Origin of the sequence: Kitasatospora sp. NBC_01266 (assembly GCF_036242395.1) — a bacterium.
Classification (GTDB): domain Bacteria; phylum Actinomycetota; class Actinomycetes; order Streptomycetales; family Streptomycetaceae; genus Kitasatospora.
In genome coordinates this window covers 2,240,409-2,262,226 of the sequence record NZ_CP108458.1, presented here as the reverse complement: position 1 = coordinate 2,262,226, position 21,818 = coordinate 2,240,409, and the positions used below count along the sequence as shown (strand labels likewise).

The 21,818-nt window shown below is 73.4% G+C and carries 22 protein-coding genes and 1 pseudogene; 13 read left to right on the top strand and 10 right to left on the bottom strand.

Annotation, left to right across the window (positions count from 1 at the left end; genetic code table 11):
• Window positions 1–29 precede the first annotated feature (29 nt).
• Window positions 30–926 carry an SGNH/GDSL hydrolase family protein gene (locus tag OG403_RS09340; RefSeq protein ID WP_329563074.1) on the top strand — a complete coding sequence of 299 codons (897 nt, stop codon included), beginning with the start codon at window positions 30–32 and terminating at the stop codon, window positions 924–926.
• On the opposite strand, the gene OG403_RS09335 is transcribed toward OG403_RS09340, so the two are convergent.
• From OG403_RS09335 to OG403_RS09325, 3 genes are read right to left on the bottom strand one after another with little or no spacing between them, the layout of a single operon-like run.
• Window positions 898–2,103, bottom strand: coding sequence for an MFS transporter (locus OG403_RS09335; protein WP_329563072.1), 1,206 nt, complete (start codon window positions 2,101–2,103; stop codon window positions 898–900). The two genes, OG403_RS09340 and OG403_RS09335, sit on opposite strands and share 29 nt — an antisense overlap.
• A 41-nt stretch (window positions 2,104–2,144) precedes the next feature.
• Complete coding sequence (locus OG403_RS09330) at window positions 2,145–2,330, bottom strand: hypothetical protein (RefSeq protein WP_329563070.1); 186 nt, start codon at window positions 2,328–2,330, stop codon at window positions 2,145–2,147.
• Complete coding sequence (locus OG403_RS09325) at window positions 2,330–2,824, bottom strand: hypothetical protein (protein ID WP_329563069.1); 495 nt, start codon at window positions 2,822–2,824, stop codon at window positions 2,330–2,332. The genes OG403_RS09330 and OG403_RS09325 overlap by 1 nt, the downstream gene beginning before the upstream one ends.
• 35 nt (window positions 2,825–2,859) lie before the next feature.
• Between OG403_RS09325 and OG403_RS09320 the strand changes: the two are divergent.
• From OG403_RS09320 to OG403_RS09310, 3 genes and pseudogenes are all read left to right on the top strand, one after another.
• A pseudogene (locus OG403_RS09320) lies at window positions 2,860–2,961 on the top strand (helix-turn-helix domain-containing protein); the annotation flags it as partial.
• 200 nt (window positions 2,962–3,161) lie between these two features.
• Window positions 3,162–3,545 carry a LysR substrate-binding domain-containing protein gene (locus tag OG403_RS09315; protein WP_329563067.1) on the top strand — a complete coding sequence of 128 codons (384 nt, stop codon included), beginning with the start codon at window positions 3,162–3,164 and terminating at the stop codon, window positions 3,543–3,545.
• 90 nt (window positions 3,546–3,635) lie between these two features.
• The gene (locus OG403_RS09310; RefSeq protein WP_329563065.1) at window positions 3,636–5,309 is read left to right on the top strand and encodes an AMP-binding protein; all 1,674 of its coding nucleotides are present in this window, start codon (window positions 3,636–3,638) and stop codon (window positions 5,307–5,309) included.
• Between the two features lie 21 nt (window positions 5,310–5,330).
• On the opposite strand, the gene OG403_RS09305 is transcribed toward OG403_RS09310, so the two are convergent.
• Window positions 5,331–5,717, bottom strand: coding sequence for a PPOX class F420-dependent oxidoreductase (locus tag OG403_RS09305; protein ID WP_329563062.1), 387 nt, complete (start codon window positions 5,715–5,717; stop codon window positions 5,331–5,333).
• Between the two features lie 136 nt (window positions 5,718–5,853).
• Here OG403_RS09305 and OG403_RS09300 point away from each other — a divergent pair, with 136 nt between their 5' ends.
• Entirely contained in the window at window positions 5,854–8,217 is a 2,364-nt protein-coding gene (locus OG403_RS09300; protein WP_329572200.1) for a Tex family protein, read from the top strand.
• Window positions 8,218–8,267: 50 nt separating this feature from the next.
• Here the strand turns inward: OG403_RS09300 and OG403_RS09295 are convergent, their stop codons facing one another.
• Entirely contained in the window at window positions 8,268–8,819 is a 552-nt protein-coding gene (locus OG403_RS09295) for an NUDIX domain-containing protein (RefSeq protein WP_329563060.1), read from the bottom strand.
• Window positions 8,820–8,917: 98 nt separating this feature from the next.
• Here OG403_RS09295 and OG403_RS09290 point away from each other — a divergent pair, with 98 nt between their 5' ends.
• From OG403_RS09290 to OG403_RS09280, 3 genes are all read left to right on the top strand, one after another.
• Window positions 8,918–9,967 carry a type III polyketide synthase gene (locus OG403_RS09290; RefSeq protein ID WP_329563059.1) on the top strand — a complete coding sequence of 350 codons (1,050 nt, stop codon included), beginning with the start codon at window positions 8,918–8,920 and terminating at the stop codon, window positions 9,965–9,967.
• 23 nt (window positions 9,968–9,990) lie between these two features.
• Window positions 9,991–11,217 (top strand): cytochrome P450, encoded by a 1,227-nt coding sequence (locus OG403_RS09285; protein ID WP_329572198.1) that lies wholly within the window; start codon window positions 9,991–9,993, stop codon window positions 11,215–11,217.
• 168 nt (window positions 11,218–11,385) lie between these two features.
• Complete coding sequence (locus OG403_RS09280) at window positions 11,386–13,020, top strand: acyl-CoA dehydrogenase family protein (protein WP_329563057.1); 1,635 nt, start codon at window positions 11,386–11,388, stop codon at window positions 13,018–13,020.
• Between the two features lie 231 nt (window positions 13,021–13,251).
• Here the strand turns inward: OG403_RS09280 and OG403_RS09275 are convergent, their stop codons facing one another.
• Window positions 13,252–13,851 (bottom strand): GNAT family N-acetyltransferase, encoded by a 600-nt coding sequence (locus OG403_RS09275; protein WP_329563055.1) that lies wholly within the window; start codon window positions 13,849–13,851, stop codon window positions 13,252–13,254.
• Window positions 13,852–13,906: 55 nt separating this feature from the next.
• Entirely contained in the window at window positions 13,907–14,563 is a 657-nt protein-coding gene (locus OG403_RS09270; protein WP_329563053.1) for a nitroreductase family protein, read from the bottom strand.
• A gap of 224 nt (window positions 14,564–14,787) precedes the next feature.
• Here OG403_RS09270 and OG403_RS09265 point away from each other — a divergent pair, with 224 nt between their 5' ends.
• Window positions 14,788–15,162, top strand: coding sequence for a type II toxin-antitoxin system RelE/ParE family toxin (locus tag OG403_RS09265; protein WP_329563048.1), 375 nt, complete (start codon window positions 14,788–14,790; stop codon window positions 15,160–15,162).
• On the top strand, window positions 15,159–15,527 hold the full coding sequence (locus tag OG403_RS09260; RefSeq protein ID WP_329563046.1) for a helix-turn-helix domain-containing protein: 369 nt from the start codon (window positions 15,159–15,161) through the stop codon (window positions 15,525–15,527). Before OG403_RS09265 ends, OG403_RS09260 begins: the two co-directional genes overlap by 4 nt.
• Window positions 15,528–15,567: 40 nt before the next feature.
• On the opposite strand, the gene OG403_RS09255 is transcribed toward OG403_RS09260, so the two are convergent.
• Window positions 15,568–17,205, bottom strand: coding sequence for an ABC-F family ATP-binding cassette domain-containing protein (locus OG403_RS09255; RefSeq protein ID WP_329563044.1), 1,638 nt, complete (start codon window positions 17,203–17,205; stop codon window positions 15,568–15,570).
• Between the two features lie 281 nt (window positions 17,206–17,486).
• Between OG403_RS09255 and OG403_RS09250 the strand changes: the two genes are divergently transcribed.
• On the top strand, window positions 17,487–19,097 hold the full coding sequence (locus OG403_RS09250) for an ABC-F family ATP-binding cassette domain-containing protein (RefSeq protein WP_329563042.1): 1,611 nt from the start codon (window positions 17,487–17,489) through the stop codon (window positions 19,095–19,097).
• A 46-nt stretch (window positions 19,098–19,143) separates the two neighbouring features.
• On the opposite strand, the gene OG403_RS09245 is transcribed toward OG403_RS09250, so the two are convergent.
• Window positions 19,144–20,451: a hypothetical protein gene (locus OG403_RS09245; RefSeq protein ID WP_329563040.1), complete on the bottom strand. Its 1,308-nt coding sequence runs from the start codon at window positions 20,449–20,451 to the stop codon at window positions 19,144–19,146.
• A gap of 113 nt (window positions 20,452–20,564) precedes the next feature.
• A complete protein-coding gene (locus OG403_RS09240; RefSeq protein ID WP_329563038.1) occupies window positions 20,565–21,098 on the bottom strand; it encodes a SigE family RNA polymerase sigma factor in 534 nt (177 codons plus the stop codon).
• 110 nt (window positions 21,099–21,208) lie between these two features.
• Between OG403_RS09240 and OG403_RS09235 the strand changes: the two genes are divergently transcribed.
• Window positions 21,209–21,436 (top strand): hypothetical protein, encoded by a 228-nt coding sequence (locus OG403_RS09235; RefSeq protein WP_184934788.1) that lies wholly within the window; start codon window positions 21,209–21,211, stop codon window positions 21,434–21,436.
• On the top strand, window positions 21,436–21,807 hold the full coding sequence (locus OG403_RS09230; protein ID WP_329563034.1) for a toxin Doc: 372 nt from the start codon (window positions 21,436–21,438) through the stop codon (window positions 21,805–21,807). Before OG403_RS09235 ends, OG403_RS09230 begins: the two co-directional genes overlap by 1 nt.
• The last annotated feature ends 11 nt before the right edge of the window (window positions 21,808–21,818 follow it).

Sequence of the window (21,818 nt, the reverse complement as noted above, 5' to 3'; positions counted from 1 at the left end):
ATGGTACGGACGGGTAGCATCGACGGGCCATGGACCAGACGACCGCCCCCCTGCGCTTCACCAGCTACCTCGCGCTCGGTGACTCGTTCACCGAGGGCATGTGCGACGACCTGGGCCCGGACGGCCGCTACCGGGGCTGGGCCGACCGCCTGGCCACCGCGCTCGCGCTGGAGGTCCTGGACCCGGAAGTCGACGGGGGTGACTTCCGGTACGCGAACCTCGCGGTGCGGGGCAAGCTGATCGGCCAGATCGTCGAGGAGCAGCTGGACCCGGCGCTCGCCTGCGGCGCGGAGCTGGTCACGCTGGCGGGCGGGCTGAACGACGTGCTCCGGCCGGGCTGCGAGATCGCCGTGGTGCAGCGGCGGCTGGGGGCGGCGGTGGAGCGGCTGCTGGCCACCGGCGCCGTGGTGGTGCTCTTCACCAGCACCGACCCGAGCCGCCGGATGGCGGGCAGCGCGCGGCTGATGCCGGCCATCCACCAGCTGCGGGCCTTCGTGACGGAGCTCGGCGCGCACCCCCGGGTCGCGGTGGTCGACCTCTTCCCGGCCGCCTGCTTCGACGACCGCAGGCTCTGGGCCGAGGACCGGCTGCACCTGTCGCCGGAGGGCCACCGCCGGGTCGCCGAGGCGGCGCGCCAGGCGCTCGGTCGCCCGTCGGCCTTCGACTGGCGGGCGCCGCTGCCGACCGCCGCGCCGGTGGGCCGCTGGGCGAAGCTGCGCGGCGACCTGCGCTGGCTGCGGATCCACGTGCTGCCCTGGCTGGGCCGGCGGCTGACCGGCCGCTCCTCCGGGGACGGACGGGCCGGCGCCCACTTCGACGCCGAGCTGGGCAAGGCCGTACCGACGGTGATCAGCTGGCTGGGCATGCCGGCCATGGGCGAGCGCCCGTGGCCGGATGTCACGGGCGGCGCGGCAGACTCGCCATGACGGCCAGCACCAGCGCCGCCACGGCGGCGGCGAAGACCGTGCCGGCCGTGCGCCCGACGGCCGTGATCAGCACGCCGACGCCGATCGCGGGCAGCGCCAGCATCGCGTAGAGCACCGCGAACAGCGCCGAGAACGCCTGGCCGCGGACCGCCGCCGCCACCCGCCCGGTGATCAGCGCGATGCCGTCACCGAGCGCCAGGCCGGTCGCCAGGCCGACGCAGATGGCGGCGGCGAGCAGCGGGGCGAGCGCGCCGGCCAGCATCGCGGTGGCGATCAGCGCGGCCGCGACGAGCAGGCCGAGGCAGGCGGCGGGCAGCACCGGCCGGGGCGCCAGGGTCCGGGCCAGCAGTTGGCCGGCGCCGGTGCACAGGAAGGCGAGCGCGACCGTCGCCCCGGACAGGGCGGGGGTGCTGAGCTTCAGGACGTCGGCGAAGAACAGCCCGGTGGTCGCGGTGAGCACCCCGAGCACCGCGAACCCGGAGCCCGCCGCCAGCGCGCAGCGCAGGAAGGCCGGGCGGATCTCGGCGGGGACCCGGGGCAGCGAGAGCGCCAGCAATCGCCCGCCCGCGCGGCGGGTGACGGTCTCCGGCACGCCGGTCAGGAGCAGCAGGGTGACCAGGACGAGGGCGGCGTCGACCGTCCAGACCAGGCGCAGCGGGTCGGGTGCCCACTGGGCCAGCGCGCCGGCCAGCAGCGGCCCGGCGGCCAGGCCGCCCATGTTCGCGGCCAGCGCGATCCGGCCGGCCCGCACCTGGTGGCCGGGCTCGGCGAGTTCGGTCAGGTGCGCGGTGGCCGCGCCGGTCACCAGGGCGGCGGCCAGGCCCGACAGCACGCGGCCGAAGAGCAGCAGCCCGAGGTCGTCCGCCGCCAGGAAGACACCTGCGGCGGCCCCGGCCAGCAGCAGCGCGGTGGCGGTCACCGGGCGGCGCCCCAGCCGGTCGGAGAGCGAGCCGAAGCAGAGCAGCCCGGCCACCACGCCCAGGGCGTAGACCGCGAAGGCGACCGTGACCATCAGGGAGGAGAAGTCGAAGGCCTGCTCGTAGCGCGGGTAGAGCGGGGTGGGGATGGTGGTGCCGACCATCGTCGCCCAGAAGGCGGCCGCGACCACGGCGGTCGCCGCGCCGCGGCGGGTGCGGATCCGGCGGTCGCGGGTGTCGCTGCTCTCGGTCGCGGTCATGAGCGCTCCAGATGGGGGTGCCGGGCGGTGCGCGCGGGCGGTCACCGGGTCGCGGGCGCCGCGGCGCGCCGTGCCCAGTACCGCCAGCCGGCCTCGATCTGGCCCGTCGCCCACACCAGGGAGGCCTTCTCCAGGCTCTCCCGTTCGCCGGTCCAGTGTCGAACGGTGCCGGCCGCCAGCGCGCTGAGCTGGGTGGCGCAGGACCGCTCGAGGAGGATCGCGAACATCACCGCGTGGGCGGTGTCCGGGCTGGCTCCAGGTCGCGGGCCGGCGCCCGGCCGAGCTCCGGGGAGCGGACCAGGTTCGCGGTCGCGGTGAAGCGCGGCAGCCCGTGCTCGGCGAAGGCGACGGCGTCGTGGCCGAGCGGGCGCAGCGGCAGGCCCAGCGCGCTGAACGCGTTCACGGCCGCCGAGGGGGTGTGCACCGAGGCCCGACCTCCGGGCGGGCCCGCATGATCTCGGTGTGGATCGGGAACTCCAGGTGCGGCGCCCCGTGGCCCGCCAGGACCTCGCCGGTCCAGGAGACCAACTGCACGCGGTCCGGCCGGATCTCCTCCCCAGCCGGGCGCCTTCAGCCAGACGCCGTTGCCGTCGGGGTCGCGCACGGCCAGGTGGCCCCAGACCATGACCGCGTGGCCGGCCAGGGCCAGCGCCCGGCTGCCCAGGGCGGTGAGTTCGGCGGGGTGGCCGGTGGCGGTCTGGTGCGTCGCGGTGTCGTGCATGGCGGGCCCTTCGGCAGGGATCGGCGGGGGATGCCATCGAACCTGGGGACGCGCTGCTGGAGGAGGGCAGCGTCACCGGTGCCGCCCGCCGCCTCGACCTGTCGGTCCCCGCCGCCAGCCGCGCGCTGGGACGGCTGCGGCGCGCGTTCGGCGACCCGCTGCTGGTCCGCTCCGGGCGCGGGCTGGTGCCGACCTCGGTCGCGCTGGCGCTGCGACCGCAGGTCCGCGCGCTGGTGGCGGCCGCGCGGGCGCTGCTGGGCGACGAGCAGGCCGGCGGGATCGCCGAGAGCCGCTGGTCGGCGCCGTTCGCCGGGCGCACCCGCTCGCGACCGGTGCTGTGGACTGCGCCGAACTGGCCCGCTACGAGCACCTGCTGGTCCCGCGCAGCGGTCGGCTCCGCTCGGCCCTGGACCCGCTGCTGGCCGAAGCGGGGGTGCGGCGCACGGTCAGCGCTTCGCTGCCGGACTTCGCCGGCGCCCTGCGCATGGTCGCGGCGGGCAACGCGGTGACGGTGGCGCCGGCCGGCCTGGTCGCCGCGTTGGGGCCGGAACTCGGCGTCTGCGCTTTCGAGTTGCCCATGCGGCTCAAGCCGCTGCGGATCAGCCGGCTGTGGCATCCCCGGCAGGACGGGGAGCCGGGTCACCGCTGGCTGCGCGACTGCGTCCGCGAGCTGGCCCAGCAGGTCCGGTCCGCCGCGCCGGGGCCGGCGGCCGGCGGCTGATCCCCGCCGGGCTTTGATGGCATGCCCTCGCCAAGACGGCCGCCCGGTGGGGCCCTATGATCAGCCGCACCTCGCCCTCAAGGAGCCGCCGTGACCAACCCCACCGCCACCCAGAGCTACCGTGCCGCCCGCGACCTGTTGCTGGGTCAGGACGGCCAGGCCGAGTTCGCCTGGCCCGCGATCGAAGGCCGCTTCAACTGGGCGGTCGACTGGTTCGACGTGATCGCCCGGGGCAACGACCGCACCGCGCTGTGGATCGTGGAGGAGGACGGCCGGGAGGCGAAGTACAGCTTCGCCGAACTGGCGCACCGCTCCGACCAGCTCGCCCACCACCTGGCCGCGCAGGGTGTCGGCCCCGGGGACCGGGTGCTGCTGATGCTCGGCAACCAGGTCGAGCTGTGGGAGGCGATGCTCGCGGTGCTGAAGCTCGGCGCGGTGATCATGCCGACCACCACCGCGCTCGGCCCCGCCGACCTGGCCGACCGGATCGACCGCGGCCAGGCCAGGCACGTGGTGGCCAACGTCGGTGACACGGCGAAGTTCACCGGGACCGGCTGCACCCGGATCGTGGTGGGCGGCGCGGTCGAGGGCTGGACGCCGTTCGAGGACGCGTACCGGATCGCCGACCCGGCCCCGTTCACCGCCACCACCGCGCCCACCGATCCGCTGCTGGTCTACTTCACCTCCGGCACCACCAGCCGTCCCAAGATGGTCGAGCACACCCAGGTCTCCTACCCGGTCGGCCACTTGACCACGATGTACTGGGCCGGGCTGCGCCCGGGCGACGTCCACCTCAACATCAGCTCGCCCGGCTGGGCCAAGCACGCCTGGAGCTGCTTCTTCGCGCCGTGGATCGCCGAGGCGACGATCTTCGTCTTCAACTACACCCGGTTCGACGCCGGTCGGCTGGTCGAGCAGCTGCACCGGGCGCGGGTCACCACCTTCTGCGCTCCGCCGACCGTGTGGCGGATGCTGATCCAGGCCGACCTGTCGGGTGGCCCCGGCTCGCTGCGCGAGCTGATCGCGGCCGGCGAGCCGCTCAACCCCGAGGTGATCGCGCAGATCGAGCGGCACTGGGGGCTGACCATCCGGGACGGCTTCGGGCAGACCGAGACCACGCTGCTGGTCGGCAACACGCCCGGCGCGCCGGTCAAGCCCGGCTCGATGGGCCGCCCGCTGCCGGGCGTGCCGGTGGTGCTGGTCGACCCGGTGAGCGGCGAGCCGGCCGAGGAGGGCGAGATCTGCCTGGAGCTGGCGCGCCGCCCGGTCAACCTGATGACCGGCTACCTCGCCGACCCGGAGCGCAACGCCCAGGTGATGGCGGGCGGTTACTACCACACCGGGGACGTGGCGAGCCGGGACGCCGACGGGTACATCACCTACATCGGCCGCACCGACGACGTGTTCAAGGCCTCGGACTACAAGATCTCGCCGTTCGAGCTGGAGAGCGTGCTGATCGAGCACCCGGCGGTGGCCGAGGCCGCCGTGGTGCCGGCTCCCGACCCGACCCGGCTCGCCGTGCCCAAGGCCTATGTGGCGCTGGCCCCCGGCTGGGCGCCGGACCGGGAGACCGCGCTGGCGATCCTGCGCCACGCCCGCGAGAACCTGGCGCCCTACCTGCGGGTGCGGCGGCTGGAGTTCTTCGAGCTGCCGAAGACGATCTCCGGCAAGATCCGCCGGGTCGAGCTGCGCGCCCGCGAGGCCGAGGGGCCGGTCGGCGGCCAGGAGTGGCGCGACGACCAGTTCCCGGAGCTCAGGGGCTGAGGAGCTCAAGGGCTGAGGTGCTCAGGGGGTGAGCGTGATCCGGATGCCGACCGTCCCGTCGGCACCCCGCCGCAGTCGGCTGCCCAGCAGGGTCAGCCGGCCCAGCAGCCCGTACTTGCGGCCCAGCAGCTGCCGGTAGCGGACGGCCCCGGCGGCGTCCAGCAGTTCGGCGGTGGCCGGCACGGACGCCCCGGTCGGCCGCCCGCGCACGTCGCACGGCCCGACCAGTACCTCGGAGCGGCGCCGGATCCGCTTGACCTTCCACGAGTCGGCGACCGTCCAGATGCCGAGCGCGCCTCCGTCCCGCACCACCCAGACGGGGGTGGGCACCGCCGTGCCGTCCTTCTTGTACGAGGTCACCAAGAGGTACTTGCCCCGGCCCAGCTGCTCCAGCAGCGCGTCATCCATGGCCGGACTGTACAGCTGACAGAATGCGGGGCGTACGCGCAACGCAACTCATGAGAAGGTGACCGGCTTCGTGACCACGCCAGCCGAGCAGTCAGCACAGGCAGCAGCCGCAGCCGAACAGGCCGTCGGGCGGCGGATCGCCGAGGAACTCGGGGTCCGGGAAGGGCAGGTGAAGGCGGCCGTCGAGCTGCTGGACGGCGGGGCGACCGTGCCGTTCATCGCCCGGTACCGCAAGGAGGTCACCGGCGAGCTGGACGACGCCCAACTGCGCACCCTGGAGGAGCGGCTGCGCTACCTGCGCGAGCTGGAGGAGCGCCGGACCGCGGTGCTGGAGTCGATCGAGGCGCAGGGCAAGCTGGACGACGCGCTGCGCGCCCAGATCCTGGCCGCCGACTCCAAGGCCCGACTGGAGGACATCTACCTCCCGTTCAAGCCCAAGCGCCGCACCAAGGCGCAGATCGCCCGCGAGGCGGGCCTGGAGCCGCTGGCCGAGCAACTGCTCGCCGACCCCGCGCAGGACCCGGCCGCGCTCGCCGCGGGCTTCCTGAACGAGCAGGTCGCCGACGCGCCCGCCGCGCTGGAGGGCGCTCGGGCGATCCTGGTGGAACGGTTCGCCGAGGACGCCGACCTGATCGGCACGCTGCGCGAGCGGATGTGGACGCGCGGCCGGCTGGTGGCCACCGTGCGGTCCGGCCAGGAGCAGGAGGGCGCGAAGTTCGCCGACTACTTCGACTTCGCCGAGCCGTTCACCAAGCTGCCCTCGCACCGGATCCTGGCGATGCTGCGCGGTGAGAAGGAGGAGGTGCTCGACCTCGACCTGTCGCCCTTCGACGGCGACGAGGAGGGCGACCTGCCCGGCGCGAGCGACTACGAGCAGCGGATCGCGGCCCGCTTCGGGGTGGCCGACCACGGGCGTGCGGGCGACAAGTGGCTGGGTGACACGGTCCGCTGGGCCTGGCGCACCCGGATCCTGGTGCGCCTGGGGCTGGACCTGCGCGGCCGGCTGCGCCAGGAGGCCGAGGACGAGGCGGTCAGGGTCTTCGCCGCCAACCTGCGCGACCTGCTGCTCGCCGCGCCGGCCGGCACCCGGGCCACCATGGGTCTGGACCCGGGCTTCCGCACCGGCGTCAAGGTCGCCGTGGTGGACGCCACCGGCAAGGTGGTCGCGCACGACACGATCTACCCGCACCAGCCCGCCAACAAGTGGGACGCGGCGCTGGCCACCCTGGCGGCGCTGGCCAAGGCGCACCAGGTCGACCTGGTCGCGATCGGCAACGGCACCGCCTCGCGGGAGACCGACAAGCTCGCCGAGGACCTGATCAAGCGCCACCCCGAGCTGAAGCTGACCAAGGCGATGGTCTCCGAGGCCGGCGCCTCGGTCTACTCCGCCTCCGCCTTCGCCTCGCAGGAGCTGCCCGACCTCAACGTGTCGATCCGCGGCGCCGTCTCGATCGCCCGGCGGCTGCAGGACCCGCTGGCCGAACTGGTCAAGATCGACCCGAAGTCGATCGGAGTCGGCCAGTACCAGCACGACCTGAGCGAGTTGAAGCTCTCCCGGTCGCTGGACGCGGTGGTCGAGGACTGCGTGAACGCGGTCGGCGTGGACGTCAACACCGCCTCCGCCCCGCTGCTCACCCGGGTCTCCGGGGTGACCGCCACGCTGGCCGACAACATCGTGGCGCACCGGGACAACAACGGCCCGTTCCGCACCCGCAAGGCGCTCAAGGACGTGGCGCGGCTGGGACCGAAGGCCTTCGAGCAGTGCGCGGGCTTCCTGCGGATCCCGGACGGCGACGACCCGCTGGACTCCTCCGCCGTGCACCCCGAGGCCTACCCGGTGGTGCGCCGGATCCTGGCGAAGACCGGTGGCACGATGGCCGGGCTGATCGGCAACGGCAGCGCGCTGCGGGCGCTGCGCCCCGGCGACTTCGCGGACGAGACCTTCGGTATCCCGACCGTCACCGACATCCTGGGCGAGCTGGACAAGCCGGGGCGCGACCCGCGTCCGGCGTTCAAGACCGCCACCTTCAAGGAGGGCGTCGACAAGATCGGCGACCTGGAGGTGGGGATGGTGCTGGAGGGCGTGGTGACCAACGTCGCCGCCTTCGGGGCCTTCGTCGACGTGGGCGTGCACCAGGACGGCCTGGTGCACGTCTCGGCGCTCTCGGCGAGGTTCGTCAAGGATCCGCGCGAGGTGGTGAAGCCCGGTGACGTGGTGACCTGCAAGGTCGTCTCGGTCGACGTCCAGCGCAAGCGGATCGGGCTGACCCTGCGGCTGGACGAGGAGAGCGCCAAGCCGGCCGGTGCACCGCGCGAGCGCGCCGACCGGGGCGACCGGGGCGAGCGGGGCGAGCGCGGGCCGCGCCCGCCGCGCCAGGACCGGCGCGGCGGCGGCAGCAGCGGTGGTGGTGGCGGTGGCGGGGGCGCCGGCGCCAAGCCCGCGCCGGTGGTCAACAGTGCGATGGCCGACGCGCTGCGCCGGGCGGGCCTCGGCAAGTAGGCACCCGCTGACGGGGCGTGGGACCTGGGTCCCACGCCCCCTCGGCTCCGTCAGCTCCGTCGCGCCGCCGCCAGCGCGATCAGCTCGGCCCACCACTGCTCGCGCCCGCGCGACAGCAGCCCGGCCGCCTCGGCCACCGGCATCGCGCGCACCTCCACCACCTGCTCGCCGTCCGCCGGGTTGGTCGGCTCACCGTCCAGCACCACCTCGGCCCAGCCCCAGAGCCAGGCCTTGCGCGGGTGCGGCTGCCAGGGCTTGTACGGCGTGGGACGGTCGGTCACCGCCAGGTGCGCGCCCAGCCAGACCGGCTCGCCGAGCAGCCGGGCCCCCGCCTCCTCGCGCAACTCGCGGACCAGGCAGTCGTCGATCGACTCCGCCGCCTCCCGGGTGCCGCCCGGCAGGAACCAGTGGCCGCGCGCGTCCCGGCAGAGCACGACCGACTCGCCGATGAACCCGATCAGGTGAATGTTGGTGATCAGCTCGTCCGGCGGCAGCTCGAGCGCGAACTGGGCGTCGATGCCGCCCCACTCCCAGCGCTGCGGCGCGAACAGCGCGGGAAAGCGGTCCTCGGACGGGGTCTGGAGATCGGTGGTTTCGGTCATCGGGTGATCGTAGTCGGGGTCCGCCGCTCGGTGCCGCCTGTGCCAAGGTACTGATGACAGATCAGCTCAAAGCGACAGGCGCGGGGAGAACTGACTTCGTGGCAGTGCTCTGCAGGCCGGTGACCGAGGTCCCGGAACACGTCATCACGATGGACGAGACGCTGTCGCTGGCGCGGCGGCTGCACCGGGACCACCCGGACCTGGAGCTGGTGCTCCGGCTGATCAGCCGCACCGGGATCCGCAAGCGCCACCTGATCCAGCCGGTCGAACGCGTGCTGGAGCACCCCGGGTTCGGGGCGCGCAACGAGCTGTTCCTCAGCGAGGCGAAGCGGCGGGTGCCGCGCGTGGTCCAACGGGCCCTGGAGAACGCGGGGTTACCGGCCGAGCGGATCGACCTGATCGTCTTCGTCTCCTGCACCGGGTTCAGCATGCCCTCGCTGACCGCCTGGCTGATCAACACGATGGGATTCCGCCCGCAGACCCGGCAGTTGCCGATCGCCCAGCTCGGCTGCGCGGCCGGCAGTGCGGCCGTCAACCGCGCGCACGACTTCTGCACCGCCTACCCGGGCGCCAACGCCCTGGTGGTCGCCTGCGAGTTCTGCTCGCTCTGCTACCAGCCCACCGACCTCGGGGTGGGCCAGCTGCTCTCCAACGGCCTCTTCGGGGACGCGGTGGCGGCGGTGGTGCTGCGCGGCGAGGGCGGCCAGGGCATCCGCCTGGAACGCAACGGCTCGTACCTGATCCCGCACACCGAGGACTGGATCTCCTACGCGGTGCGCCCCACCGGATTCCACTTCCAGCTGGACCGCCGGGTCCCGGGCACCATGGCGCCGCTCGCCCCGGCACTCGCCGAACTGGCCGACCAGCACCACTGGAAGGTCTCCGACCTCGACTTCTACCTCGTGCACGCCGGCGGCCCGCGGATCCTGGCGGACCTCGGCCGCTTCCTGGAGGTACCCGACGAGGCGTTCCGGCACAGCCGGGCGACGCTGACCGAGTACGGCAACATCGCCAGCGCCGTGGTGCTGGACGCGCTCGGCCGGCTCTTCGCCGAGGGCAGCTCGGTGGCCGACCACCGGGGCATCCTGGCCGGCTTCGGGCCGGGGATCACCGCCGAGATGGCGCTGGGCCGTTGGACCGAGGAGTGAGCGCCCCCCTGCCGCGCACCGCGGTGCCCGGGCCCTCCGGTACCCCCGCAAGCGACGGTGAAGTCCGGTTCTGCCCCTTCGACTTCGCCGACGCGCTCGACTTCGACCCCTCGCTCGCGACGCTGCTGGCGGGGGAACCCGTCGCCCGGATCCGGCTGCGCTACGGCAGCGGCGAGGCCTGGCTGGTCACCGGGTACGACGACGTCCGCACCGTCACCACCGACCGGCGGTTCAGCCGGGCCGCCGTGGTGGGCCTGGACTACCCGAGGCTGACCCCCGAGCCGATCGTGCAGCCCGAGGCGATCAACGTGATGGACCCGCCGGTCAGCACCCGGCTGCGCGGCCTGATCGCCAAGGGCTTCACGCCGCGGCGCGTCGAGGCGATGCGGGCGCGGACCCGGCACGTGGTGGACGGCCTGCTGGACGAGCTGGCCGCGGCCGGCTCCCCGGCGGACCTGATGGCGCACCTGGCGCTGCCGCTGCCGCTCACCACGATCTGCGAGCTGCTGGACATCCCGGCGCCGGACCGGCCGCAACTGCGCACCCACGCCTGGGCGATGATGGACACGGTGGCGGGCGGCCGGGACCGGGCCGTGCGGGCCAAGCGCGCGCTGCGCGAGTACTTCGACACCCTCGCGGCGCAGCGCCGCAGGCAGCCGGGCGAGGACCTGATCAGCGTCCTGGCCGCCGCCCGGGACGGCGACGAGCTGCTGGGCGACGACGAGTTGGCCGTCGCGGCGATGGTGCTGCTGGTCACCGGCCAGGACACCACGACCTACCAGATCGGGAACATCGCCTACACGCTGCTCACCCGCCCGGCCCTGCTCGCCGAGTTGCGGGCCCGGCCCGAACGGCTGCCGCAGGTGCTGGAGGAGCTGCTGAGGTTCATCCCGTTCCGCAAGGGCGTCGGCATCCCGCGGGTGGCGACCGAGGACGTGACGCTGAGCGGAGTGACCATCCGGGCGGGCGAGTTCGTGCACGTGTCCTATCTGACGGCCAATCGGGACCCGGCGAAGTTCGACCGGCCCGACGAGTTGGACCCGCACCGCCCGCCCCAGCCGCACATGACCTTCGGCTGGGGCGCGCACCGCTGCCTCGGCGCCCCGCTGGCGGCGCTGGAACTCCAGGTCGCGATCGGGGCGTTGCTGGAGCGCTTCGAGCAGCTGCGGCTGGCGGTGCCGGTCGAACAGGTGCGCTGGAACGCCACGTCGATCTGGCGCTTCCCGCTGGAGCTGCCGCTGGCCTGGTGAGGGCCGTCGCCTCCGCACGGCCGTCTCCGCACGGCCGTCTCCGCACGGCCGTCTCCGCACGGCCGTCTCCGCACGGCCGTCGCCTGGTGGCGTCGTCGGACCGGGGACGCGGCGGGGTCGACCCCCTACTCTGTAGGTGTCCACTTACTCATGAGTAGGGAGTAGGCCGTGCCGCACACCCACGAGGTCACCAACCAGGTCCCGCCGCCCTACGGGCACAACCTCGCCGAGGACCCGGCCCTGCTCGCCGCGCTGCACCGGGCCGGCGCGGGCTGGGCCGAGGCCGAGCTGCGCGAGCTGGGCGCGCTGGCCGGCACCGAGCAGGCCGCCGAGTGGGGCCGGCTGGCGAACGAGAACGAGCCGGTGCTGCACACCCACGACCGGTTCGGTCACCGGATCGACGAGGTCGAGTTCCACCCGGCCTGGCACCAGTTGATGAACGTCGCGGTCGAGCACGGCCTGCACGCCGCCCCCTGGCGCGACCCGCGTCCGGGCGCGCACACCGCGCGGGCCGCCAAGTTCTACCTGTGGAGCCAGGTGGAGGCCGGACACGGCTGCCCGATCTCGATGACCTACGCCGCCGTGCCCGCGCTGCGCGCCACCCCGGGGCTGGCCGAGCGGTTCGAGCCGCTGCTGGCCTCCACCGTCTACGACTTCGGGCTGCGCGAGCCGCTCGGCAAGCGCGGCCTGATCGCCGGCATGTCGATGACCGAGAAGCAGGGCGGCTCGGACGTCCGGGCCAACACCACGGTCGCGCTGCCGGCCGGGGACGGCACCTACCACCTGACCGGCCACAAGTGGTTCACCTCCGCGCCGATGTCGGACGTCTTCCTGACGCTGGCCCAGGCGCCCGGCGGGCTCAGCTGCTTCCTGCTGCCCCGGGTGCTGCCGGACGGCACGCGCAACGCGCTGCGGATCCAGCGGCTCAAGGAGAAGCTGGGCAACCGCTCCAACGCCTCCGCCGAGCTGGAGTACGAGGAGGCGGTCGGCTGGCTGGTCGGCGAGGAGGGGCGCGGGGTGCGGACCATCATCGAGATGGTCAACATGACCCGGCTCGACTGCACCCTCGGCGCCGCCGCCGGGATGCGGCTCGGCGTCCAGCGTGCCGTCCAGCACGCCACCCACCGGCGGGCGTTCGGCACCGAGCTGGTCAACCAGCCGCTGATGCGCAATGTGCTGGCCGACCTGGCGATCGAGTCGGAGGCGGCCACCACGGTCGCGCTGCGGCTGGCCGAGGCCACCGACCGGGCGATGGCCGGCGACGAGGGCGAGGCGCTGTTCAAGCGGCTGGCGCTCGCGGTGACCAAGTACTGGGTCTGCAAGCGCGGTCCGGCGCACGCCGCCGAGGCGCTGGAGTGCCTGGGCGGCAACGGCTACGTCGAGGAGTCCGGGATGCCCCGGCTCTACCGCGAGGCGCCGCTGGTGTCGATCTGGGAGGGCTCGGGCAACGTCGCGGCGCTGGACGCGCTGCGCGCGATGGCGCGCAGCCCGCAGTCGCTGGAGGCCTACTTCGCCGAGCTGGACGCGGTGGCGGGCGCCGACCGCCGGCTGGACGCGGCGGTGGCCGGGCTGCGCAAGGAACTCGGCGACCCGGGCGAGGTCGAGTACCGCACCCGCCGACTGGTCGAGACGATGGCGCTCACCCTGCAGGGCGCGCTGCTGGTGCGGCACGGCGACCAGGCGGTGGCGGACGCGTTCTGCGCCTCGCGGCTGGGCGGTGACCACGGCAACGCCTTCGGCACCCTGCCGGCCGGGGTGGACACCGAAGCGGTGATCGCGCGGGCCCGGATGGTGCCGGCGTAGGGGCTGTCGTCAAACCCCCTTCTGCTCGGCGACGCCATGCACGCACTCTCGCCGCACCGGGCACAGGCCCAAGTACGTCCAGTACGAGGGCCTGCGCCCGGCACGCCGAGAGCACGCACCTGACGCCGCCAAGCCGCCCTGCGGGCGACGAAGGGGGTTTGACGACAGCCCCTGGGGCACCGGGCGTAACGGCCGGCCGGCGGCCGGCCGTTACGCCGCCCCGGGTGATGCTCAGTCGGCCGCCCGGCGCTGGATCCAGATCAGCTTGCGTCCGGTCTCGGCCGGTGCGACCGCCGGTTGCTCGGTGATCCGGTCCAGCCGGTAGCCGAGCTTGCGCGGCACGGTGGCGCTGGCCGCGTTCGCCTCGTCGCAGTGGATCTCCACCCGCTCGACCTCCGGGAACCGCAGCGCCGCCTCGGTCAGCGCCGCCGCGCCGTGGGTGGCCAGCGAGCGGCCGGTGTGCGCCTGGTCGATCCAGTAGCCGATCTCGATGCCGCCGGGCCCGATCCGCCGGTGCAGGCCGAACATGCCCAGGATCTCGCCGGGCCGCTCGGCCGACACCAGGACGTAGAGGAAGTCCGTGGCCTGCTCCCAGAGTTGGGAGCCGAGCCGGATCATCTCGCTGGTGTGCGCCAGGCTCGGCGCGCTGGCCGCCCAGGGCATCCACGGCCGCAGATGCTCGATGTTGCGCGCGATCACGCTGTTCATCTCGCCGGCGTCCGCCCCCGTCCGGCGGCGCAGCGCGAAGCCGCCGGGCAGGTCGAGCCACTCGGGCGGGTGGCTGAGGGCGGGCGGTGCGGCGCTGACAGGGCCATCGGCGATGTGGTTCATGACAGGCATGATGTCAGCCGTTCCGCGCCGCCGACCAGGTAGTTTCGGGTAGCGGCTAGAGCCTGACCAGCACCTCGTCCAGCTCCTTGCGCCGCAGGTCCGGCACCTCGGCCCCGGCGGCCGGGTAGCCGACCGGGATCACATAGGCGGCCCGCTCCTCGGCCGGCCGCTCGCAGATCTCGTTGAGGAACTTCATCGGGCTCGGGGTGTGCGTCAGGGTGGCCAGCCCGGCCTGGTGCAGCGAGGCCAGCAGCAGGCCGACCGCGATCCCCACCGACTCCTTGGTGTAGTACGGCCGCGGCGAGCTGGGCCCCTTGTGCACCTCGAACACCACGATCACGGCCGGCGCGTCCTGCAGGAACGGCTTGCGCCAGTCGGTACCGATCGGCGCCAGCGCGGCCAGCCACTCCGCCGAGGCCCGGTGGTCGTAGAACTCGCGCTCCTCCGCCTCGGCCGCCTCGCGCAGCCGCCGCTTGCGCTCCGGATCGGTGATCACCACGAACCGCCACGGCTGGACGTGCGCACCACTGGGCGCGGTGGCGGCGGTGCGGACCGCCCAGTCGATCACCCCCTCGGGGATCGGGCGGCGGTCGTAGTCGCGGACGGTCCGGCGCTGGTCCATCACCTGGTGGAAGTCCCGGGCCCGGCCCTCGGCCTCGTGGGCGGGGACGTGCAGGGGGTGCAGCGGGACGGTGGGGTGGGAGGTCGTCATATGACCTGTATGGGAAGCCCGGAGATGGTCTAAACCAAAGCGGGCACTCGGTCGGGCGACGTCGGCGGACAGGTGCTGCACAGGATGGCGGGTTGTCGCCGCTGTCGGGCCTGCTGGCGGTCCCGGTGGGGGCGTGGCCGGGTGTCGTCGGCAGGGAGGCGGTGCGCCGTAGTGCTGCCTCGGTCGGACTGCGGACGCATATAGATTTCTGTATAGTTGCCTCCGTGAGCGGCCCGTGGCAGATCGAGATCGAACCGGAGGTCCGGCAGTGGCTGGAACTTCTGTCCGACGCCCAGTACGACAAGGTCGAGCGGGCGGCCGACATGCTCGCGGCCCAGCCGACCACGCTTGCGGAGCCGTACTTCCGCCACCTCGGCGGTAAAGTGCGCGAGTTGCGTTTCACCACGGACGGCAACAGTGTGCGCGTCACGTACTGGCTCGCGCCCGACCGACGCATCGTCCTATTGACTGTGTTCCGCAAGACCAGGCAGCGCGAGGCGGCCGAGGTCGAGCGCGCTCAGCAGGCCCAGAAGGCGTGCGAGGCGGATCACGGTTCTGCGGAGCACAGGTACGACCGGATCAAGGAGGAGAGTCCGTGAACCACTCGCAGTGGAAGACCCGCCAGGCCAGGAAGCTCCTGGGAGAGTCGGTCGAGGAGTCCCCGGCCTACCGGGAAGCCGGGTATGCGTTCGCACTTGGCCAGGCCGTCTATGACCGCCGGACCCGACTTGGCCTGTCCCAGACCGAGCTGGCGCGGTGCGCGGGCATGACCCAGCCGCAGATCTCCAACATCGAGGGAGGCGACTCCGTGCCGACCTTGCCACTGCTCACCCGCCTTGCCAAGGCGTTGGACGCGTCGCTGACCATCGATCTGGACGGCGATACCTCAGCTTTCGTCTTCACCCCGCATGACGGCCCTGAGCCTGGCCAAGCGTCCCCGGGTGGGCGCCCCGCAGCGGCTTGACCTGCGGGGCAGCCGGCGCGACGAGGCTTTCAGTGAGCTCCTACAGCTCGGTGACCCGCCCGTCCGCCACCGCCAGGCGGCGGTTGACCGAGACCGTCTCCAGCATCCGGCGGTCGTGGGTGACCAGCAGCAGGGTGCCGGTGTAGGAGGCCAGCGCCGACTCCAACTGCTCGATCGCGGGGAGGTCGAGGTGGTTGGTCGGTTCGTCCAGGACCAGCAGGTTGACGCCGCGGGCCTGGAGCAGGGCCAGCGCGGCCCGGGTGCGCTCGCCGGGGGAGAGGGTGTCGGCGGGGCGCAGCACGTGGGCGGCCTTGAGGCCGAACTTGGCGAGCAGGGTGCGGACGTCGGCGGGGGAGAGCTCGGGGACGGCGGCTTCGAAGGCCGCCAGCAGGGTCTCGGTGCCGAAGAACAGCCCGCGGGCCTGGTCCACCTCGCCGACCACCACGCCGGAGCCCAGGGTGGCCTGGCCGGAGTCGAGTTCGAGGCGGCCGAGCAGCGCGGCCAGCAGGGTGGACTTGCCCGCGCCGTTCGCGCCGGTGATCGCCACCCGGTCCGCCCAGTCGACCTGCAGGTCCACCGGGCCGAAGCCGAACTCACCGCGCCGCAGCACGGCCTGACGGAGCGTCGCGACCACCGAGCCGGAGCGCGGGGCGACGGCGATCTCCATCTGGAGCTCCCACTCCTTGCGCGGCTCCTCGACCACGTCCAGGCGCTCGATCATCCGCTGGGTCTGCTTGGCCTTGGCGGCCTGCTTCTCCGAGGAGGAGGTCGAGGCCGTCTTGCGGAGCTTGTCGCTGTCCGGGCTCTTCTTCAGGGCGTTGCGCACGCCCTTGTCGGCCCAGCCCTTCTGCATCCGGGACCGGGCCTCCAGGCCGGCCTTGGTGTCGGCGTACTCCTCGTACTCCTCGCGGGCGTGCCGGCGGGCCCGGGCGCGCTCCTCCAGGTAGGAGTCGTAGCCGCCGCCGTAGAGGTTGACCTGCTGCTGGGCCAGGTCCAGCTCCAGCACCCGGGTCACCGTGCGGGCCAGGAACTCGCGGTCGTGGCTGATCAGCACGGTGCCGGCGCGCAGGCCGGTGACGAACTCCTCCAGCCGGGCCAGGCCAGCCAGGTCCAGGTCGTTGGTGGGCTCGTCGAGCAGGAAGACGTCGTAGCGGGAGAGCAGCAGCGAGGCCAGGCCCGCCCGGGCCGCCTGGCCGCCGGAGAGCGAGGTCATCTCCTGGTCCAGGCCGACGGCCAGGCCGAGCGAGTCGGCGACCTGTTCGGCGCGCTCCTCCAGGTCGGCGCCGCCCAGATCCAGCCAGCGGTCCAGCGCCTCCGCGTAGGCGTCGTCGGCGCCCGGCCGGCCCTCGACCAGGCCCTCGGTGGCCTCGTCCAGCGCGGCCTGCGCGGCGGCGACACCGGTGCGCCGGGCCAGGAAGGCGCGCACCGACTCGCCGGGGCGGCGCTCGGGCTCCTGCGGCAGGTGGCCGACGTTGGCGCTGCGCGGGCTGAGCGTGATCGAGCCGCTCTCGGGACGGTCCAGACCTGCCAGCAGCCGCAGCAGGGTCGACTTGCCGGCCCCGTTGGCGCCGACCAGGCCGGTCACCTCGCCGGGGGCGACGACCAGGTCGAGCCCGGAGAAGAGGGTGCGGTCGCCGTGGCCGGCGGCCAGGTCCTTGGTTACGAGAGTGGCACTCATGATGGGGTCGATCCTAAACGGCCCGGGATGGCGCGAATAAATCCGTTGCCGGGGTCGGGTCGCCGTCGTAGCGTTGAGCCCGTTGGTTCACCGGAACAGGAGAAGGCCGTTGCTCTACTGAGGTCATGAGACACCGCTCCCGCGCTGAGTACTCGCGCGGTCGATGAGTGTGCTCGGCCTCGGTCCGGAGCTGCCCCTGTTCCGCCGTCCGCCCCTGCTGCCCTCCCGCGGTGTCTCCGTGTTGCCCATTCATCCCCCGAGCAACCCCGCAGGAGGCCCTTATGGCATCGACGACCACCGCGATCCTCTGCACCGACCTCAGCTTCGAGTGGCCGGACGGCAAGCCCGTCCTGGACCGCTTCCACCTCGCCGTCGGCCCCGGCCGGACCGGCCTGATCGGCCTCAACGGGGCCGGCAAGTCCACCCTGCTGCGGCTGCTGGCGGGCGAACTCACGCCGTCCGGCGGCACCGTGCGGATCGGCGGCGAGATCGGCTACCTGCCGCAGGACCTGGCGCTCGACACGGGGCTGCGGGTGGACGAGGCACTGGGCATCCGCGAGCGCCGCCAGGCGCTGCACGCGATCGAGTCCGGGGACGTGGACGAGCGGCACTTCACGGTGCTCGGCGACGACTGGGACGTCGAGGAGCGGGCCCGCGCCACGCTGGACAAGCTGGGCCTGGGCCGGCTCGACCTGGACCGCACCACCGGCGAACTCTCCGGTGGCGAGGCCGTACTGCTGCGGCTGGCGGGGCTGCTGATCGAGCGCCCCGACGTGCTGCTGCTGGACGAGCCGACCAACAACCTGGACCGGGCGGCCCGGGAGCGCCTCTACGAGGCGGTGGCGGGCTGGACCGGGGTGCTGGTGCTGGTCAGCCACGACCGCGAGCTGCTCCGCCGGGTGGACCAGATCGCCGACCTGCGGGATGGCGAAGTCACCTGGTACGGCGGCAACTTCGACGACTACGAGCGCACCCTGGCGGCCGAGCAGGAGGCCGCCGAGCGGATGGTGCGGGTGGCCGAGGCCGAGGTGCACCGCCAGCAGCGCGATCTGGTGGAGGCCAACGTCCGGCTGGCCCGCAGCGCCAGCTACGGCAAGAAGCGCTCGGTCACCCGCAACGACCCGAAGATCATCGCCGGCGCGCTCAAGCGGCAGGCCGAGGAGACCGCGGGCCGGGTGCGTGGCATGCACAGCGAGCGGCTGGCCGAAGCCCGGGACCGGCTCAACGCCGCCGAGGAGGCGGTGCGCGACGACGCCGAGATCCGGATCGACCTGCCGCGCACCGAGGTGCCGGCCGGGCGCACCGTGCTGACCATGGAGAACGTCCGGCTCGCCTACGGCCACCAGGTCAAGCTGGACCTGCGCGGGCCCGAGCGGATCGCCCTGGTCGGGGCGAACGGGGCCGGCAAGTCCACCCTGCTGCGCACCATCGCCGGTGAACTGCCGCCGCTGGAGGGCGAGATCACCTGCCCGGTGCCGATCAGGTACCTGCCGCAGCGGCTCGACCTGCTGGACGACTCGCTGAGCGTGGCGGAGAACGTCAAGGCGCTGGCCCCCGGCGTCTCGGACAACCAGATCCGGGCCCGGCTGGCCCGGTTCCTGTTCCGCGGCGCCCGGGCCGACCAGCGGGCCGGCACCCTCTCCGGCGGCGAGCGGTTCCGCGCCACGCTGGCCGCGCTGCTGCTCGCCGACCCGCCGCCGCAACTGCTGCTGCTCGACGAGCCGAGCAACAACCTCGACCTGGCGAGCATGGGCCAGCTCACCGACGCGCTGGAGTCCTACCAGGGCGCGCTGGTGGTGGTCAGCCACGACCTGCCGTTCCTGCGCGGGCTCGGGCTGACCCGGTGGCTGCGGCTGGACGAGTCCGGGTTGCGGCAGGTGGCGCCGATGTAGGGCGGCGCGGTGGCCCGGATGGGGGTGGTCGGCGCGTGGCTGCCCGTTACGGCGTCGGTGCGTGCCAGCTGGGGCTGAGCGCGATCGCTTTCAGCTGGTCGAGCGTCAGGGCCGGCTGGTCGCGGGTGCCGCTGCCGTAGGCGGTGCCGTTGAAGCACTCCACCTTGATCCGCAGGTGGTCGGGCCGCAGCAGGTCGACCGAGTCGCTGACGGTGTGCTCGTCGCCGGTGTACCGGCCGTCGGTGGTGAGGATCCGGTCGCCGTCGGGCAGTTGCGTCGCGTCCGTGAAGCTGAGGCTGATCGGGGGGCCGCTGGAGCGGGTCTGCTGGAAGACGCTCCAGTCCTGGACGGTCACCTCGACCAGGCTCTTGCCGTGGCCGTCGTCCACGAGGAAGCTGCCCAGGCCGGGGGAGCCGCCGGTGTCGCCCTCGGTCAGGCCGGCCGGCAGCAGCGGGGCGGCGGTCCGCAGGATCTGGTCGAGCGGGAGCGGGCGCCAGACGTGGTCGATCGAGGTGACCTGGCCCGAGGCCGTGGTGTCGACCGGCAGCTTCGCCCCGATCGCCGGCCAGGCCGGATCCATGGCGAGGGCGGTGAGCTGGGTGTCGGTCAGCGGGGGCGCGCCGTGCGGCGGCGTCTGCGATCCCGCCGCCGCCAGGGCCGCCGGCGGGGTCGCCGTCGGGGCGGTGTTGAGCGCGGTGGCGGTGACCACGGTCCCGTCCGGCCGCTCCCACTCGACCCGCCACCCCAGCCGGCCCGGGGAGTTGGCGTCGCCGCCGTCCTGGGTGACCGTCAGGTAGGAGCCGTCGGCCTGCTGGGTGCGGGTGCAGGTGCTGCCGGGCGGCTCTGTCCCGCAGTAGAAGTCGGGCGAGTCCACGGCGAGCGGGCTCGGGTAGCGGTGGATCATGAGTTGGACCGTGCCGTGGCCCCCGTCGCCGTTGTCGACGGTGTAGCCGGCCGCGACGAAGGGGGAGGAGCCGTCTGTCGTGGGCTGCGCGTCCCCGGGCCCCGGGCCGAGCGGGGTGCCCAACCGGAGGTTCGCGGGCAGCTTGCTCCTGAGCAGGGCCGAAAGTTGGGCGCTGGTGATCGCGCCGTTGGCGGGGGTGGCTGTCGGCCCCGGCGCCGCGCTGCCGTGGTCCAGGCCGGTGGTCAGCACCCCGCCGCCCACCAGCGCCACCACGGTCACGGCGCTCACCAGCAGCGTGCGGCGGCGCTTGTGTCGCCGTCCGCGCTGTTCGGCACCGGTGGCGATCAGGTCGGCCCGTGGCGCGACGGCCCCCTCGGCCGCTTCGCGGAGCGCGTTGCAGAACTCCGTTTCGAACTGCGTCTCATCATCCGATGGCAGGGCAGATGGCATGGCAGAGCATCACTTTCTCGGTGGCTGCGGTAGCTGGTCCGGCGTCAGTGCTGGGCGGTCGCCAGTAACGGTCGCCAGTAACGGTCGCCAGTAACGGGCGTCAGTAACGGGCGTCAGCAACGGTCGGTGTGATCGGCGAAGTTGTCGGCCAGCAGCGCGCGCATCCGGGCGAGCGCGCGGTGGCTGCGGGAGCGGACGGCGGTGGAACTCAGCCGCAACGCGGTGGCGGTCTCCTCGACGCTGCGGTCCTCCCAGAACCGCAGCACCAGCACGGCCCGGTCCGGTGCGGAGAGTTCGCCCAGCGCGCGCAGCAGGGTGAGCCGCAACGTGGGGTCCTGGTCGTTGACCGCGACCTCCGGGAACTCGAAGGTCACCTGCTCCCGGCTGCTGCGCCGACGGCGAACCGACAGGAAGGTGTTGACCAGGACGGTCTGCGCGTAGCCGGCCGGGTTCTCCAGTCGGCTGACCCGTTTCCAGCGCACGTACATCCGACTCAGCGCCTCTTGGACCAGGTCCTCGGCCAGGTGGCTGTCACCACCGGTCAGCAGGTAGGCCGTTCGGAAGAGCTGCCCGCTGCGGGCCGCGGTGAACTCGCGGAAGCCCAGCGGGCCCGCCGGCGCCTCGTCCGGGTTCGGTGAGTGGTCCATGCCCGACTAACGCGCCGAGCCCGCGGTGCTGTTGCAGGAAAGTCGCAGGGTTTCCCGGGGATTTCCCAGAACCCTGCCGGGTCCGGTACCGCTCCGGTACCCTGAGGTGCATGCCGGCTCTCAACATCGAGTACACCGAGGCGGAACTGGCCGCGATCCGCGAGGCGGCGGCGGCCGACGGAAAGACCGTCAAGGCGTACGTCCACGACCTGAGCGTGCGTGAGCAGCAGCGCCGAACCTTCGTCAACCACGCGGTGGCGTTCTGGAACGCGCACCTGGAGGAGTTCGACGCCGCCTTCCCGGAGGACACGCCCGCCGCTCGGCGCAGTGCGGCGTGATGATCCTGCACGTCGACATCCGCTGGCTCCTCGACGTCCAGGAGCAGGCCTCCCCTGAGGACTTGAGCGTGCGCGACTACTCCGCGCTGCAGGCGGCCGTCGCCCGGCACCGGGTGAACACCGCCCAACTGGGCCATGACGCCGACCCGGCCTGGTGCGCCGCCGCGCTGATGCACACCATCGTGCTGCTGCGCCCGCTGCCGGTGCGCAACAACCTCTACGCCTGCATGGCGACCGCGGCGTACATGCACGCGGCGAAGGAGGGCATCGACCCGCCGTACGGCGCCCTGGTCGAGCTGGCCCGCGATGTGGCCGACGCGAAGGCGGACATCTTCGGGGCGGCCGACCGGATCCGGGAGTGGCGGATCTGACCTGGTGTGCC